16 protein-coding genes are annotated in these 14,549 nt (G+C 60.8%); 3 read left to right on the top strand and 13 right to left on the bottom strand.

All coding sequences use genetic code 11. The features are described from left to right. Positions 1 to 66 precede the first annotated feature (66 nt). On the bottom strand, positions 67 to 429 hold the full coding sequence (locus M2396_RS16275) for a PilZ domain-containing protein (protein ID WP_101321956.1): 363 nt from the start codon (positions 427 to 429) through the stop codon (positions 67 to 69). Between the two features lie 124 nt (positions 430 to 553). Next, positions 554 to 934 (bottom strand): hypothetical protein, encoded by a 381-nt coding sequence (locus M2396_RS16270; RefSeq protein WP_101321957.1) that lies wholly within the window; start codon positions 932 to 934, stop codon positions 554 to 556. Positions 935 to 1,115: 181 nt separating this feature from the next. On the opposite strand from M2396_RS16270, the gene pyk reads away from it, so the two are divergent. Beyond that, positions 1,116 to 2,570 (top strand): pyruvate kinase, encoded by a 1,455-nt coding sequence (gene pyk, locus M2396_RS16265; RefSeq protein ID WP_101321958.1) that lies wholly within the window; start codon positions 1,116 to 1,118, stop codon positions 2,568 to 2,570. Between the two features lie 134 nt (positions 2,571 to 2,704). Here the strand turns inward: pyk and M2396_RS16260 are convergent, their stop codons facing one another. Then, complete coding sequence (locus M2396_RS16260) at positions 2,705 to 3,628, bottom strand: iron-sulfur-binding ferredoxin reductase (protein ID WP_259075979.1); 924 nt, start codon at positions 3,626 to 3,628, stop codon at positions 2,705 to 2,707. Positions 3,629 to 3,864: 236 nt separating this feature from the next. Between M2396_RS16260 and M2396_RS16255 the strand changes: the two genes are divergently transcribed. Then, complete coding sequence (locus M2396_RS16255) at positions 3,865 to 5,388, top strand: fumarate hydratase (RefSeq protein WP_220632496.1); 1,524 nt, start codon at positions 3,865 to 3,867, stop codon at positions 5,386 to 5,388. Between the two features lie 123 nt (positions 5,389 to 5,511). On the opposite strand, the gene M2396_RS16250 is transcribed toward M2396_RS16255, so the two are convergent. From M2396_RS16250 to colR, 6 genes are all read right to left on the bottom strand, one after another. Then, the gene (locus tag M2396_RS16250; RefSeq protein ID WP_150570620.1) at positions 5,512 to 6,102 is read right to left on the bottom strand and encodes a GNAT family acetyltransferase; all 591 of its coding nucleotides are present in this window, start codon (positions 6,100 to 6,102) and stop codon (positions 5,512 to 5,514) included. A 131-nt stretch (positions 6,103 to 6,233) separates the two neighbouring features. Next, positions 6,234 to 6,461, bottom strand: coding sequence for a hypothetical protein (locus M2396_RS16245; protein ID WP_101321962.1), 228 nt, complete (start codon positions 6,459 to 6,461; stop codon positions 6,234 to 6,236). Then, entirely contained in the window at positions 6,461 to 7,159 is a 699-nt protein-coding gene (locus M2396_RS16240; RefSeq protein ID WP_259075975.1) for a lipopolysaccharide kinase InaA family protein, read from the bottom strand. The genes M2396_RS16245 and M2396_RS16240 overlap by 1 nt, the downstream gene beginning before the upstream one ends. 5 nt (positions 7,160 to 7,164) lie before the next feature. Next, positions 7,165 to 7,845: a class I SAM-dependent methyltransferase gene (locus M2396_RS16235; RefSeq protein WP_220632497.1), complete on the bottom strand. Its 681-nt coding sequence runs from the start codon at positions 7,843 to 7,845 to the stop codon at positions 7,165 to 7,167. A 115-nt stretch (positions 7,846 to 7,960) separates the two neighbouring features. Further along, complete coding sequence (locus M2396_RS16230; protein ID WP_101321965.1) at positions 7,961 to 9,268, bottom strand: HAMP domain-containing sensor histidine kinase; 1,308 nt, start codon at positions 9,266 to 9,268, stop codon at positions 7,961 to 7,963. After that, positions 9,258 to 9,941: a two-component system response regulator ColR gene (gene colR / locus M2396_RS16225; protein ID WP_101321966.1), complete on the bottom strand. Its 684-nt coding sequence runs from the start codon at positions 9,939 to 9,941 to the stop codon at positions 9,258 to 9,260. The genes M2396_RS16230 and colR overlap by 11 nt, the downstream gene beginning before the upstream one ends. A gap of 178 nt (positions 9,942 to 10,119) precedes the next feature. On the opposite strand from colR, the gene M2396_RS16220 reads away from it, so the two are divergent. Further along, a complete protein-coding gene (locus M2396_RS16220) occupies positions 10,120 to 10,836 on the top strand; it encodes a phosphatase PAP2 family protein (protein WP_259075972.1) in 717 nt (238 codons plus the stop codon). A 191-nt stretch (positions 10,837 to 11,027) separates the two neighbouring features. Here M2396_RS16220 and groL read toward each other — a convergent pair whose 3' ends face one another. The 4 genes from groL to M2396_RS16200 form a co-directional block, all read right to left on the bottom strand. Beyond that, positions 11,028 to 12,671, bottom strand: coding sequence for a chaperonin GroEL (gene groL / locus M2396_RS16215; RefSeq protein ID WP_101321968.1), 1,644 nt, complete (start codon positions 12,669 to 12,671; stop codon positions 11,028 to 11,030). A 47-nt stretch (positions 12,672 to 12,718) separates the two neighbouring features. Next, the gene (locus M2396_RS16210) at positions 12,719 to 13,012 is read right to left on the bottom strand and encodes a co-chaperone GroES (RefSeq protein WP_053280666.1); all 294 of its coding nucleotides are present in this window, start codon (positions 13,010 to 13,012) and stop codon (positions 12,719 to 12,721) included. Between the two features lie 263 nt (positions 13,013 to 13,275). Beyond that, the gene (locus M2396_RS16205; protein WP_101321969.1) at positions 13,276 to 13,737 is read right to left on the bottom strand and encodes an FxsA family protein; all 462 of its coding nucleotides are present in this window, start codon (positions 13,735 to 13,737) and stop codon (positions 13,276 to 13,278) included. Positions 13,738 to 13,802: 65 nt separating this feature from the next. Beyond that, positions 13,803 to 14,546 carry a HugZ family protein gene (locus tag M2396_RS16200; RefSeq protein ID WP_259075966.1) on the bottom strand — a complete coding sequence of 248 codons (744 nt, stop codon included), beginning with the start codon at positions 14,544 to 14,546 and terminating at the stop codon, positions 13,803 to 13,805. Positions 14,547 to 14,549 lie beyond the last annotated feature (3 nt).

Raw genomic sequence — 14,549 nt, 5'->3', positions numbered from 1 at the left:
ACCGTGAGTCTAGCGGCCCGGGCGGGCAGTTCGCACCTCTAATGCAGGCAGAATGTGTCGCCAGGGTCAGGCAGAAGCGTTGGCGGCAGGGCGGAAGCTGAAGAAGTCACGCAATGAATGCACGAACTCATCGTACTCGCGCGGTGCCTGTAGCAGCATGAAGCCTGAGTCGTAATGCATGGGCGTCTGGTCTTCGCGGCACCACAGGCAGCTTGCCGACAGGTTGATAAACTGCCAGGCGCCGCCGGGCAAGGGCACGCGCAGCTGCAGTTCGTAGTCGGGCCCGACCAGCACCGGCAGCGAGCTGATCAGCATCAAACCGTCTTCGGAGGCATTGCCAAGGTAGCCGATCTGCTGATCGGTAAAGCGGTTGTAGACCTTGAGTACACAAGGCAACTGGTGACGCTGGATGTGGCGCTGGATAAACATGATGACAGGTAGTGTCCCGTTTCCGCGGCCAGGAATACGAGGTACTGGCGGTTGCTGTTACAGCTAAGATACAGCTTAGCCCAGCCGCTGTGGCGAATCTCGTGAAATCAATGACACCTTGGTGTTAGCGCCAAGGCGTGGTATGCACCGGACTGGCCACGGCAGGCTGGCGATAGTGGCCGAGCTTTTCCAGCGTCAGCAGACGCGCACGGGCGCGGTAGGCGTACTCGTTTTGCGGGTAGCGCTGAACCAGGTACTCGTAGGTCTGCGCAGCATCGACGTAGAGCTTCTGCCGCTCCAGGCATTGGCCACGCAGCAGAGCCACTTCAGGATGGATGAACGGCCGCGCGCGGCTGGTCCGATCGACCTGGGACAGCTCGAGCATCACCCGCTGGCAATCGCCACGATCATAGGCGCGGTAGGCGTTGTTCAGGTGATGGTCCATCGACCAACGGGTGCAGCCAACGACGCTGGCGGCAATCGCCAGAACGATCAGGGTTCGCATGGGGATTCTCCTTTGATAGGCAGTGTATCGGCCCGACGCGGCAAATCTTCACACGCTTTTGCAAGCATAGCGCGACCGTACAAATGCCACCCCCGCAACACGCAAGGTAGTGCAACGGAACAATGACTACAGCGCAATTGAGGAGTAGCCTCTCGCTGCGCTTCACTACAGGAGTCTATGCATGACCATCCGCCGTACCAAAATCGTTGCCACCCTTGGCCCTGCCAGCAACTCGCCAGAAGTGATCGAACAACTGATCCTTGCCGGCCTCGACGTTGCCCGCCTGAACTTCTCCCACGGCACGCCGGACGAGCACAAGGCTCGCGCCCGCCTGATCCGTGAGATCGCCGCCAAGAACGGCCGTCACGTCGCACTGCTGGGCGACCTGCAGGGTCCGAAGATCCGCATCGCCAAGTTCAGCAACAAGCGCATTGAATTGAAGATCGGTGACAAGTTCACCTTCTCCACCGTGCACCCGCTGACCGAAGGCAACCAGGATATCGTCGGCATCGACTACCCCGACCTGGTCAAGGATTGCGGCGTGAACGACGAGCTGCTGCTCGACGATGGCCGTGTGGTCATGCGCGTCGAGACCGCTACCGCCGACTCCCTGCACTGTGTGGTGTTGGTTGGCGGCCCGCTGTCTGACCACAAAGGTATCAACCGCAAAGGTGGCGGTCTGACCGCACCGGCCCTGACCGAGAAAGACAAGGCCGACATCAAGCTGGCTGCCGAGATGGACCTGGACTACCTGGCCGTGTCCTTCCCGCGTGATGCCAAGGACATGGAATACGCACGCAAACTGCGTGACGAGTCCGGCGGCAGCGCCTGGCTGGTGGCCAAGATCGAACGCGCCGAAGCGGTTGCCGACGACGAAACCCTCGACGCCCTGATTGCTGCCTCCGACGCCGTGATGGTTGCCCGTGGCGACCTCGGCGTGGAAATCGGCGATGCCGAGCTGATCGGTATCCAGAAGAAGATCATCCAGCACGCCCGCCGCAACAACAAAGCGGTGATCGTCGCGACCCAGATGATGGAGTCGATGATCCAGAACCCGATGCCGACCCGCGCCGAAGTTTCCGACGTGGCCAACGCCGTGCTGGATAACACCGATGCGGTGATGCTGTCGGCTGAAAGTGCTGCCGGTGCTTATCCGATCGAAGCCGTACAGGCCATGGCGCGGATTTGTCAGGGCGCTGAAAAGCACCCGACCAACCAGCGCTCTAGCCACCGTCTGCACACCACCTTCGAGCGTTGCGACGAGAGCATCGCCCTGGCGGCGATGTACACCGCCAACCACTTCCCCGGCGTCAAGGCGATCATCGCCCTCACCGAAAGTGGCTACACCCCGCTGATCATGTCGCGCCTGCGCTCGCATGTGCCGATCTACGCGCTGTCTCCGCACCGCGCGACCCAGGCACGTGCCTCGATGTTCCGTGGCGTCTACCCGATCGCGTTCGACCCGGCCTCGCTGCCGGCCGACAAGGTCAGCCAGGCGGCCGTCGACGAGCTGCTGCAGCGCGGTTTGGTTGAGCAAGGCGACTGGGTGATCCTGACCAAAGGCGACAGCTACCACACCATCGGTGGCACCAATGGCATGAAGATCCTGCACGTCGGTGATCCGCTGGTCGGCTGAACCCCGCCAACACGCCGCTCCCTGTAGGGGCGGCCTTGTGTCGCGAGAGGCCAGCAAAGCTGGCCCGGCAATATCGGCGGCGAAGCTGAAAATGTGGGCCCGCTCCGCGCGCCTCTCGCGACACAAGGCCGCTCCTACAAAAACACATCGGCATACAGCTGATTACGCGGCAAGCCGGCGATGAACAAGCGTCGTGCGAACCGCTCGACGCTGGCCGGCGCACCGCACACCAGCGCCACCGTCTGCCGCGACGCCAGACGCAACCCAGCCAACGCCTCCTGCACTCGATCCTCAAGCACCCACTCCACGCTCACTTCAGTGTGCAGTTGGGCCAGGGCAATCACTGTGTCTTTCAGGTAATGCCCCTCCTCTGCATGAGCCACCTGTAGCAGCTTGATCTCACCGTTGTGTCCTGCGCGCAACGCCTCGCGCAATATCCCTATCAGCGGCGCCAGACCAGTGCCTGCAGCCAATAGCCAGAGCGGCTTGTGCTGCCAGTCCGGGTCGTAATGCAATGCGCCACCGCGCAACTCGCCAAGCCTCAGCTCATCACCAACCCGCAACGCACGTGCACGGTCACAAAATGCGCCCGGGCGTCGGCAGTCGATATGAAACTCGAGAAAGTCATCCTCGCCCGGCAGGCTGGCCAGTGAATACGGGCGCGCCACCTCCCCGGCCCACAGCAACAGGTGCTGCCCGGCCTGATAGCGCAACAGCCGCTGCGGGCGCAAGCGCAGGCGCAGCACATCGGCAAACCAGTCAAGCTGGCACACTTGCGCCGGCAAGCCATCATGCAGTGGGTCGAACAACGCCAGGCGCAAGTCGCCCGTGACCTGGCACTGACAGGCCAACCGCCAGCCCTGCTCGCGCTGGGCCGGGCTCAGAGCCTCTGGTTTCAGGTCATCAGGCTGGCCGTCAAGACACCGCACCATGCATGCATGGCAACTGCCGGCGCGGCAACTATAGGGCACGTTGAAGCCTGCGCCATTGAGGGCATCGAGCAAATTGCTGGCGGCAGGCACGCTGATTCGCTGCGCGCCTACGTAGACATCGGGCATGGTTCAGAGGCCTCCGGGGTTATACGGGTATTGTACAGAACACACGCAACATCACTGCCAACCCGCTTCAGACCTTGGTCCCGCGCATGCGGTGGTGTGTCGCACCGGTATGCGCGCTATACTGCCGCGCCTTTTTTGCGTCGGCCTGACCTGCCGCCGCGTTGCCAGGCGTTTCGCCACGCTGGTGGTCGAAAAGCCTTTTACCGATGTTCCCGTCTTCAAGAGGAGCGCGCTGCATGACCGTGATCAAGCAAGACGACCTGATTCAGAGCGTCGCCGATGCCCTGCAATTCATTTCGTACTACCACCCCGTTGACTTCATCCAGGCGATGCACGAAGCCTACCTGCGTGAAGAATCGCCGGCTGCCCGTGACTCGATCGCGCAGATCCTGATCAACTCGCGCATGTGTGCCACAGGCCACCGCCCGATCTGCCAGGACACCGGTATTGTCACCGTGTTCGTGCGCGTGGGTATGGACGTGCGCTGGGATGGCGCCACCATGAGCGTCGACGACATGATCAACGAGGGCGTGCGCCGCGCCTATAACCTGCCGGAGAACGTCCTGCGGGCTTCGATCCTGGCCGACCCGGCCGGGGCGCGCAAGAACACCAAGGACAACACCCCAGCCGTCATCCACTACTCGGTAGTGCCAGGCGACAAGCTGGAAGTCGACGTCGCAGCCAAGGGCGGCGGCTCCGAGAACAAGTCGAAGATGGCCATGCTCAACCCGTCCGATTCGATCGTCGACTGGGTGCTCAAGACCGTGCCGACGATGGGCGCTGGCTGGTGCCCGCCTGGCATGCTCGGCATCGGCATCGGCGGTACTGCCGAAAAAGCTGCGGTCATGGCCAAGGAAGTGTTGATGGAATCCATCGACATCCATGAGCTCAAGGCCCGTGGCCCGCAGAACCGCATCGAAGAGATCCGCCTGGAGCTGTTCGACAAGGTCAACCAGCTGGGCATCGGCGCCCAGGGCCTGGGCGGTCTGACCACCGTGCTCGACGTCAAGATCATGGACTACCCGACCCACGCCGCTTCGCTGCCGGTGTGCATGATCCCCAACTGCGCGGCTACCCGTCACGCCCACTTCGTGCTTGACGGCTCCGGTCCTGCAGAGCTTGAAGCGCCGTCGCTGGACGCCTACCCGGAAATCGTCTGGGAAGCCGGCCCGAGCGCGCGCCGCGTCAACCTCGACGAGATCACCCCGGAAGAAGTCGCCAGCTGGCAGCCAGGCGAAACCATCCTGCTCAACGGCAAGATGCTCACCGGCCGCGACGCCGCGCACAAGCGCATGGTCGAGATGCTCAACCGCGGTGAAGAGCTGCCGGTCGATCTGAAAGGCCGCTTCATCTACTACGTCGGCCCGGTCGATCCGGTCGGTGACGAAGTGGTCGGCCCGGCCGGCCCGACCACCGCCACGCGGATGGACAAGTTCACCCGGCAGATTCTCGAGCAGACCGGCCTGTTGGGGATGATCGGCAAATCCGAGCGCGGCCCGACTGCGATCGAAGCGATCAAGGACAACAAGGCGGTGTACCTGATGGCCGTGGGTGGCGCTGCCTACCTGGTCGCTCAGGCGATTCGTAAATCGAAAGTGCTGGCCTTTGCCGAACTGGGCATGGAAGCGATCTACGAGTTCGAGGTCAAAGACATGCCGGTTACCGTTGCGGTCGACAGCAATGGTGAGTCAGTGCATATCACTGGGCCTGCGTTGTGGCAGAGCAAGATTGCCCAGAGCCTGGCGGTTGAAGTGAAGTAACCTTCACTGCGTCAATAAAACGCCCGGCATTTGCCGGGCGTTTTGTTTTCACATGTCAGGCCTTGGCGCAGCCTGGGTTGCCGAAGGTATTGCTGACGCTCTACAGAGCCTCATAGAAACACTTCACTTCAACAATGCCTTGAGCCAGAACGCCATGATCTTTTCACTCGTCTGCTGCTCATCCAGGTCACGCCAGACGCAGCCTGAGCGCAATGACGGATCTCGCAAAAAGCCGCGGTTGCGCCAGAAGCCATGCAACGGTCGGTAGTCGGCGGGCCGCAATGGATGAACGCCCGGCCGCTCCACGCTGCAGAACGCGCAGAAATCGAAATCGGCCAGCTTATGGGCGTAGGACTCGCGCTCGATAAAAAACCGCACACCCAGGCCTTGTCCGCGATAGGCCGGCAACACCAACGATTGAGCGAAGTAGAAGATTTTGGCCGGATCCTGGCCGCGCGTCACAAATGGCTCCTGTAGCGCTTGCGCCGCATCGGCCAGAGGCAGGCCAATGGATGCACCCACTACCTGCCCATGCGCTTGAGCGAGTACCAACAAGCTGCGCTCGGAACGGGTAAGGTCTGCCAGATAGTCAGCGTCTTCTTCTGCGGTCCCGTCATACAGAAAGGGGTACTCTCGCAACACCTCCAGGCGTAATTGCCCAAGCTCTGCGATAAAGGGTGCGATAGCGGCGCCGTGCAGCAGGCGGATTTCCATAGTGAGTGCTTCGTCCTGACGTTAGGGATAGGCACACGGACGGACCGGGCTCGAAGCAAGACCGTATCACCCCTCCCCCGTGTGCGCCTTTCCCCTGCACGACAGTTACATCACCAACACCGCAGTATGTTTCAACCGAACGGTCGCACGCCCTGGCGCAGGCCAAACAACAGCAGCAACAAGTCCTGATCCGGCTGTACCGTGACCTGGGCTTTCACATTGCGCGGTGGCGGGCATTGGCTGAGTAGATCCGATTTGCTGAAAACCGTAGGCCGCGGCTGCTCCCAAGCGGCGAACGCAACCGTGGTCACTACCAGCGACGACACCAGGAACAAAGTTCGAGCGATTTCTAGTTTCATTACCCTAAACCTTTGACTGCGCTGCCAAACGCCGTCTGATAAAAGTAGAGCAATGTTTGCCATTCAGTATCGTTGAGTGACGAATGGCGCCGTAGCTGACCGAGGTCGTTGAGTGCTGCGCGCTGACGACTGATCCGTCGGCGGCACTTTTCCAGGTCAAGCAAGGCGACTTCGGCGGTGGCCTGCTCGCCTTCGCCATTGACCTTGATGAATACATGCTTGCCATACAGGCAACCGTGCTGCCAATGGCCGTGGTGCATGCGCGCGAGGTTCTCGGCCAGGTCCTTGAGCATGCGTTCGTGGAGGACTGCTGGATACGCTTGGCGAGCGCCGTTGGCGTACCAGGTCTCCATGTCGACAAAACCATCCAGCGCTTCGCTGACCAGCAATGCCCGCCATTGGTGCTCGCCATCGCGCTGTGCACCGCAGTAGACGATACGTGGCACGCGCACGCCAAGCTGCTCGAAGCTGTGCAGCGCATCCAGCTCACGCAGCACTGTCGGCCGGCCAAACGGGTGCAGCAGGCTGCGGTAGGTATGGCCGATCTGGCGCTTGGCATACAGCAGTTGGCCGCTGGCGTCGTTCAGACGCTGCACTCCGCTTTCGCCACCGCGGCGCTGATTGGGCTCCTCGACCCACTCGCCCTGCTGCTGCCAGTAGAAATCGAATTGCGATTCACGGCCCTGAGTCACCACCATATTCTCTACCCCTTGCGTAACACGTAGACCCGCCACATGGCGTAGAGCGGCAGGAAATCCAGGCGCTCCTGGATACGAAAGCCGGCCGCAAGAAACTCCTGCTCAACTGTGTCAGCAGGTAACACGAAACGATTCTGGTAACTGTCCTTGTCGGCTATGTTGTTGCGGCGCTTTTCCAGCTTTTTGCGCCGCCAAGCCTTGAAGTTGCCATCCACCCACAACGAAACGATCACGCTGTCGCGACTAACCCGATGAAATTCCGAGAGAATCGTGCGCCGATGGCTGGCTTCACCGATGTGGTGAAACAGCCGCATGCAGAAAATGCTGTCTACTGCGTTGTCCGGCAGATCAATGGCGAAAGCAGAAGTCTGCAAGGGCCGTACCCGCGCCACTACGGCTGGCGGTTGCGCGGCACAGGCTGTCTCGATCATCGCCTTGGAGTTGTCTGCACCGATGATCACCCGATTGGCTTTTTCGGCCAGCAATGGCCAGAAGCGCCCTGCCCCGCTCGGCAGATCCAGCACCAGACCAGGGTCGCCAGCCAGTGTCAGCGCACGCCGAGCCAACTGCTCGTCGCGCAGATGGGACAGCCGCCGGGCAAAACCGTTCTGGTGCTTGTAAAGGTAATCCTGCGCGTGTTGTTGGTCGTACTTTTCGGAAAACTCGAGTTTTATCGGGCTGCGCATCGGGCATCTCCTGAGCTGATGCGCGCAATTTAGAAAGACGCGCGTCGGGCTCAGGTGATGCAGATGTGAAAAACTTGTAAGCCTTTTCCTACATCATTACAAGCGATTACCGATATCAGGCGATGTCGTCGGGCGGCGTATCTACACCACCGGGGCTAAGATCGACCTGGAAGCGGCAGCCATGTGGCGCCGTCGCCGTCAGCGTCACCTGCCAGCCCTGGTCGTCACAAATACGCTGCACCAGCGACAGGCCCAAGCCCAGGCCTTCGCCACGACGTTCACCGCCGCGCACGAACGGCTTGAACATTTCTTCGCGCTGTTCTTCGGGGATGCCCACACCGCTATCCTCGACGCTGAAACCCTGGGCGTCGAGCGTCAAGCGGATGTAACCAGAATCGGTGTAGTGCGCTGCGTTGCGCAACAGGTTACCCATCACTGATTGCAGGAAGGTAGCGTTGTACAAGACCGGGCTGGCGTTGGCACGCCCGTCGTAGTGCAGGGTCAGGCCCTTTTGCTCGATAGTGTCGCGCCAGACACCGATCAAGTCATCGCCGACTTCGCGCAGGCTGGCCCGCGAGGCCACGGCGCCCTCGTCATGCTGCGCCCGGGCGAGCATGAGGAAAGTCTTGACCAGCTCCTGCATCTCTTCGGTGGCGCGGGCGATGCGTTCCACTTGGGCCCGCGAACGGGTGTCCAGGCTCGGGTTCTCGATCAGCAGTTCACAGGAGGTCGCCAGGACCATCAATGGCGTGCGCAATTCATGACTGACGTCACTGGTGAACAGCCGCTCGCGGTTGAGGGCATCGCGCAGACGGCCAAGGGTATCGTCGAACGCCACTGCCAGCTGCCCTACCTCATCGGCGGCATAGTCCGGCGCCAGCGGCGGGGCCAGGCCCAGCAACTGGTCACGATGGCGCACCTGCCGTGCCAGGCGGATGACCGGCGCCATCACTCGGCGCGCCAGCAGCCAGCCGAGGAATACTGCCAGTACCAGGCTGAGCACAAAACCTACCACCACCACTGCAAACAGCAGTCGCTCGCGCTCTTCGAAATCGCTCTGGTCCTGCAGCAGTACATAACGGCGGCCGTCTACAACCTCGACCATCGCATGGTAGGAAAGCTGATCGCGAAATACTTCATGAAAGCCAGGTTCGAGGTGATGCAGGTCCTTGGGTAGCTCGAAGTCATCGCGCCCGCCGCTGAAATAGAACAGCTGGTCGGGCCGTGGTCGATGGCTCCAGTCACTGACGCTGTCCATGCGCAGCAGGCGCTGCAGGTCACCGCCGAGCACGGTTGAAATCAGCCGCTCCTCGACCAGATGGACCGTCGCCACGATGCCGAAGGCGAAGGCGCCTGCGACTAATGCACTCATCAAGGCAAAGGCGATGATGATGCGCTGGGCGAGGCTTTGCTTAAACTCCATCGCGACCCTCGGCGAGGCGGTAGCCAACGCCATGCACGGTGTGCAGCAGGGGCTTTTCGAACGGTTTATCGATCACTTGGCGCAACTGGTGCACATGGCTGCGCAGGCTGTCACTATCAGGACAGTCATCGCCCCACAGGGCTTCTTCGAGAACTTCCCGGCGCAGTACGTGGGGGCTCTTCTGCATCAGTACCGCGAGCAGCTTGAGGCCGACCGGGTTGAGTTTGAGCAGCTTGCCCTCGCGGGTGACCTCAAGGGTGTCGAGGTCGTAACTGAGGTCTGCCACCTGCAGCGTACGCCGGCCACCGCCCTGCGCGCGGCGCAGCACTGCTTCGATACGCGCCGCCAGCTCCGACAGCGCGAACGGCTTGAGCAGGTAGTCGTCGGCGCCCGAGCGAAAGCCCTGCAGACGATCATCGAGCTGATCGCGAGCCGTGAGCATTATCACCGGGGTATCGCGCCGGGCATCTTCGCGCAGGCGCTTGCACAGGGTGTAGCCATCGATGCCGGGCAGCATGATGTCGAGCACAATCAGGTCATAGTGCTCAGTTGCGGCCAGGTGCAAACCGGACAGACCGTCCTGGGCGCAATCGACCGTGTAGCCTTTCATACCCAGATAGTCAGCCAGGTTGGCGAGGATATCGCGGTTGTCTTCAACCAAAAGAATGCGCATCGGTTTCTCCTGTGCGGCGCTTTCGCAGTGCGCGGCAGGCGCAGCTTACGGACATCGCTGGCGCGGCGCCAGCCTTGCCGGCTGATGACTGCTGCTGACATATTTTTCACCAAAACTTCACAGCGCAAATATAGCCCCAGGCAGACAATCGCCGCCTTTTTCTGCGCCTGGAGTCACCATGCCCCCCGCCGTCCGCCCGCGTCCGCTGAATCTGTGGTTATACCTGGGGATCCCCTTGGGCTGCGCACTCGCACTGCTGCTGCTCGAATCGACATCACTGGATATGTCCCTGGCCGCCCTCGCCTTTGATCCGGGCGCCGGGCAGTTCATCGGTCGCCACAGCTATGTCCTGGAAAACATCCTCCATGATGGGGTCAAGCAGGTGGTCATTGGCTTGGCGCTGGTGGCGGTGCTGGCGTTTTTTGCCAGCCTGTTCTGGCAGCGGCTGTTTGCCTGGCGCAGAGAGCTGGGCTGCCTGGTACTGTCGCTGGCCCTGTCGACCAGTTTTGTCACCCCGCTCAAGGTTGCCACGGCGGTACAGTGCCCGTGGAGCCTTAGCCAGTTTGGCGGTGAGCAGACCTACAGCAAATTGCTCGAAGCCAGGCCGCAAACCGACAAACCCGGACGCTGCTGGCCCGGAGGCCATGCGGCGACCGGTTTTAGCCTGTTTGCGTTGTTTTTTGCATTGCGTGATCGCCGACCGCGGTTGGCCCGAGGCGCTTTGCTGCTGGTGTTTACCCTCGGCAGCGTGCTGTCGCTTGGGCGGATGCTGCAGGGCGCGCATTTCTTTTCACACAATGCCTGGACAGCGGTGTTCTGCTGGTTGATTGGCTTGGCGTGTTACTACCTGGTGCTCTACCGTCCAAGCCTCTCCAGGCAAACGCGCTCTGTGTAGGAGCGGCCTTGTGTCGCGAAAGGCCAGCAGAGCTGGCCCGGCAATTTCAGCGGCGAAGCTGGGAATCTGGGGCCGCTACGCGACCCTTTCGCGACACAAGGCCGCTCCTACAGTCCGGTGCCGTTCTAAGTACCCACAAAAAAGCCCCGCACTAGGCGGGGCTTTTTGGTACAGCAGGCGCTAAGGCAGGCTTACATCATGCCGCCCATGCCACCCATGCCGCCCATGTCTGGCATACCACCGCCAGCTGGCTTGTCTTCCGGAGCATCAGCAATCATCGCTTCGGTAGTGATCATCAGACCACCGATCGAAGCAGCAGCTTGCAGTGCCGAACGGGTGACTTTAGCTGGGTCGAGGATACCCATTTCGATCATGTCGCCGTATTCACCGGAAGCGGCGTTGTAACCGTAGTTGCCCGAACCCTGCTTGACCTTGTCGGCCACGACGCTTGGCTCGTCACCGGCGTTGGCAACGATCTGACGCAGTGGCGATTCAACCGCACGGCGCAGCAGAGCGATACCGACGTTCTGGTCTTCGTTGTCGCCTTTGAGGTCGATGATAGCGCTCAGGGCACGGACCAGAGCAACACCACCGCCAGGTACCACGCCTTCTTCAACGGCTGCACGGGTAGCGTGCAGGGCGTCTTCAACGCGGGCTTTCTTCTCTTTCATTTCAACTTCGGTGCCAGCACCGACCTTGATCACGGCAACACCGCCAGCCAGCTTGGCCAGACGCTCTTGCAGTTTTTCACGATCGTAGTCGGACGAAGTCTCTTCGATTTGAGCGCGGATTTGCTTAACGCGAGCCTGAATGTCGTCTTCAACACCAGCGCCATCGATGATGGTGGTGTTTTCTTTCGACAGGATGACGCGCTTGGCGTTACCCAGGTTTTCCAGGGTAGCCGATTCCAGCGACAGGCCGATCTCTTCGGAGATGACGGTACCGCCAGTCAGGACAGCGATGTCCTGCAGCATGGCTTTGCGACGGTCGCCGAAGCCTGGTGCCTTGACCGCTGCAACCTTGACGATGCCGCGCATGTTGTTGACTACCAGGGTAGCCAGGGCTTCGCCTTCAACGTCTTCAGCAACGATCAGCAGTGGACGGCCGGCCTTGGCAACGGCTTCCAGAACTGGCAGCAGCTCACGGATGTTGGAGATCTTCTTGTCGACCAGCAGCAGCAGTGGGCCGTCGAGCTCGGCGACCATGGTGTCCGGCTTGTTGACGAAGTACGGCGACAGGTAGCCACGGTCGAACTGCATGCCTTCGACAACCGACAGTTCGTTTTCCAGGCCCGAGCCTTCTTCAACGGTGATGACGCCTTCTTTACCGACTTTTTCCATGGCTTCGGCGATGATTTCACCGATGGAGCTGTCGGAGTTGGCAGAGATGGTACCGACCTGAGCGATGGCCTTGGAATCGGAGCAAGGCTTGGACAGGTTCTTCAGTTCGGCAACGACGGCGATGGTGGCCTTGTCGATGCCGCGCTTCAGGTCCATCGGGTTCATGCCGGCAGCGACGGCTTTCAGGCCTTCGTTGACGATGGCTTGAGCCAGAACGGTCGCAGTGGTGGTGCCGTCACCGGCAGCGTCGTTGGCCTTGGAAGCAACTTCCTTGACCAGCTGAGCGCCCATGTTTTCGAAAGCGTCTTTCAGTTCGATTTCTTTGGCAACCGATACACCGTCTTTGGTGATGGTTGGCGCGCCGAAGCTCTTGGCCAGGACAACGTTACGGCCTTTCGGGCCGAGGGTGGCTTTGACAGCGTCAGCCAGAACGTTGACACCAACGAGCATTTTCTTGCGGGCGGAATCGCCGAATTTTACGTCTTTAGCAGCCATGATCGTTTAATCCTTGAAATACTTTGGAGTAACGGGAAGTCGGGAAATCAGCCTTCGACGACAGCGAGAATCTCGTTCTCAGCCATCACCAGCAGATCTTCGCCATCGACTTTCACGGTGTTGCTGCCCGAGTACGGGCCGAAGACCACTTTGTCACCCACTTTCACGGCCAGCGCGCGAACTTCGCCGTTGTCCAGGATGCGACCGGTACCGACGGCAACGATTTCACCGCGGTTTGGTTTTTCAGCGGCCGAACCTGGCAGAACGATACCGCCAGCGGTTTTCGATTCTTCTTCGCTGCGGCGGATTACGACGCGGTCATGCAGAGGACGAAGCTTCATTGTCGATCTCTCCCAATTAGTGGTTTTCATCGGCCGGTGTCGAGACCGGCGGGTTGATGCATTCCGGCGTTGCCGGTAGGGGCCCGCATTCGGCGAACCCCTTTGTCTTGTCTGGCGTTGCCACCAGAAACCTTGCGGTGACCACATAGATGAGGCCGAGCGAAACGATTACAAGGGCTTACCTGTGAAATTTTTTTCAACAGCTACCCGCGCAAATGCAAACGGCCCCTCACGGGGCCGCTTTGCACACAAACTGCACACGGTTACTGATCGCGACGCTGGTACTCGCCTTCGATCACGTTTGGCCGGTGGCCACCTTCGGGCGGCCGTGCTGCGAATGGATCATCCTGGAATGCACGCTGCCGCATTGCCTGCGCCTCGGCCCGCTGACGCAACTTGCGCGCGGCAAAATGACGGGTGAACGGCATCAGGCAGATCAGGCCGAGCACGTCACTGATGAAGCCCGGAATCAGCAACAGCACGCCTGCCACTGCCAGCATCAGGCCCTGGAACATGTCTTCAGCGGGCAACTCGCCTCGCTGCAGACTCTCACGGGCACGCAGTGCGGTGGCGATACCGGCCACCCGCATCACCAGCAAGCCCAACGCGGAGCCGCCGATAATCAGCAGCAACGCCGGAAAGAAACCGATCGCAGCGCTGACTTTGACGAACACGAACAGCTCAAGCACCGGAAACAGCAGCAACAACAATAAAAAAACACGCATCAAGGGTTCCTCGACGGAAGACAACCTTCCACTAGGACAACAGATGGATGCGCAAGGTCGCTATTTCAACCCTGAGTTTCATCCACAGCCGGCCATTTGTCGGCGCGGGCCAGTAATACCAAGGCCTCGCGCACTTGTGTCGGCGTATTGCAAGTCTTCGGGAATGGGAGCCAATAGATAGCCTGACCAATGCGCAGATGCAGCCCTTCGCTGTCGATACCTGCCAATTCAGCGGCAGGCGTATCTGGCAGATCGCTCAGGGCGACATAGTGAGCGATGGCCGCTGCGTGGTCGCTGTTCATGTGTTCGACCATGCTGGCCTCGGCGGCGCCGGCAAACGGGTTGGCCATCGTCACCTGATCGAGCCAGTGAATCGCACCAAAACCGCCAATGTAGCGATGGCGTACCGGCCGCAGGCACCAGAAGTCGAAGTCATGGGCCTTGTGGTAATTGGCGGCGTCCGGGAAGTAGCGATAGTAGCGAGCCGCCGCCGCTTCGATGGCTTCGCCGTCGATCAGCTTGTGCGCCTCAGCCATCACCGTCAGCCGGCCGACTGCCTGCACATCGAGCGCCTCGCGCTCGCCCACCAGCAACGAACACTTGGGGTCTTTCTGCAGATTGTGGGTGTGCTGGGCGATGCGGCTGATCAGGATCAGCGGCTGACCCTCGGCATCCAAGCAGTACGGCACAACGGAGCCGAACGGGAAGCCGGGCATCGACTTGGAATGGGTCGAGAGGACGCCGCGGTATTCCTTGAGCAGGAGTTCGCGGGCGGGACGAAGGGCGGTGTTGGTAACGACGTTACTCACAAC

The sequence above is a fragment of the Pseudomonas sp. BIGb0278 genome (genome assembly GCF_024809895.1).
Taxonomy (GTDB): domain Bacteria; phylum Pseudomonadota; class Gammaproteobacteria; order Pseudomonadales; family Pseudomonadaceae; genus Aquipseudomonas; species Aquipseudomonas shirazensis.
Note: the sequence above shows the minus strand (reverse complement) of the source record. Positions and strands in the feature narration are given on the sequence as shown.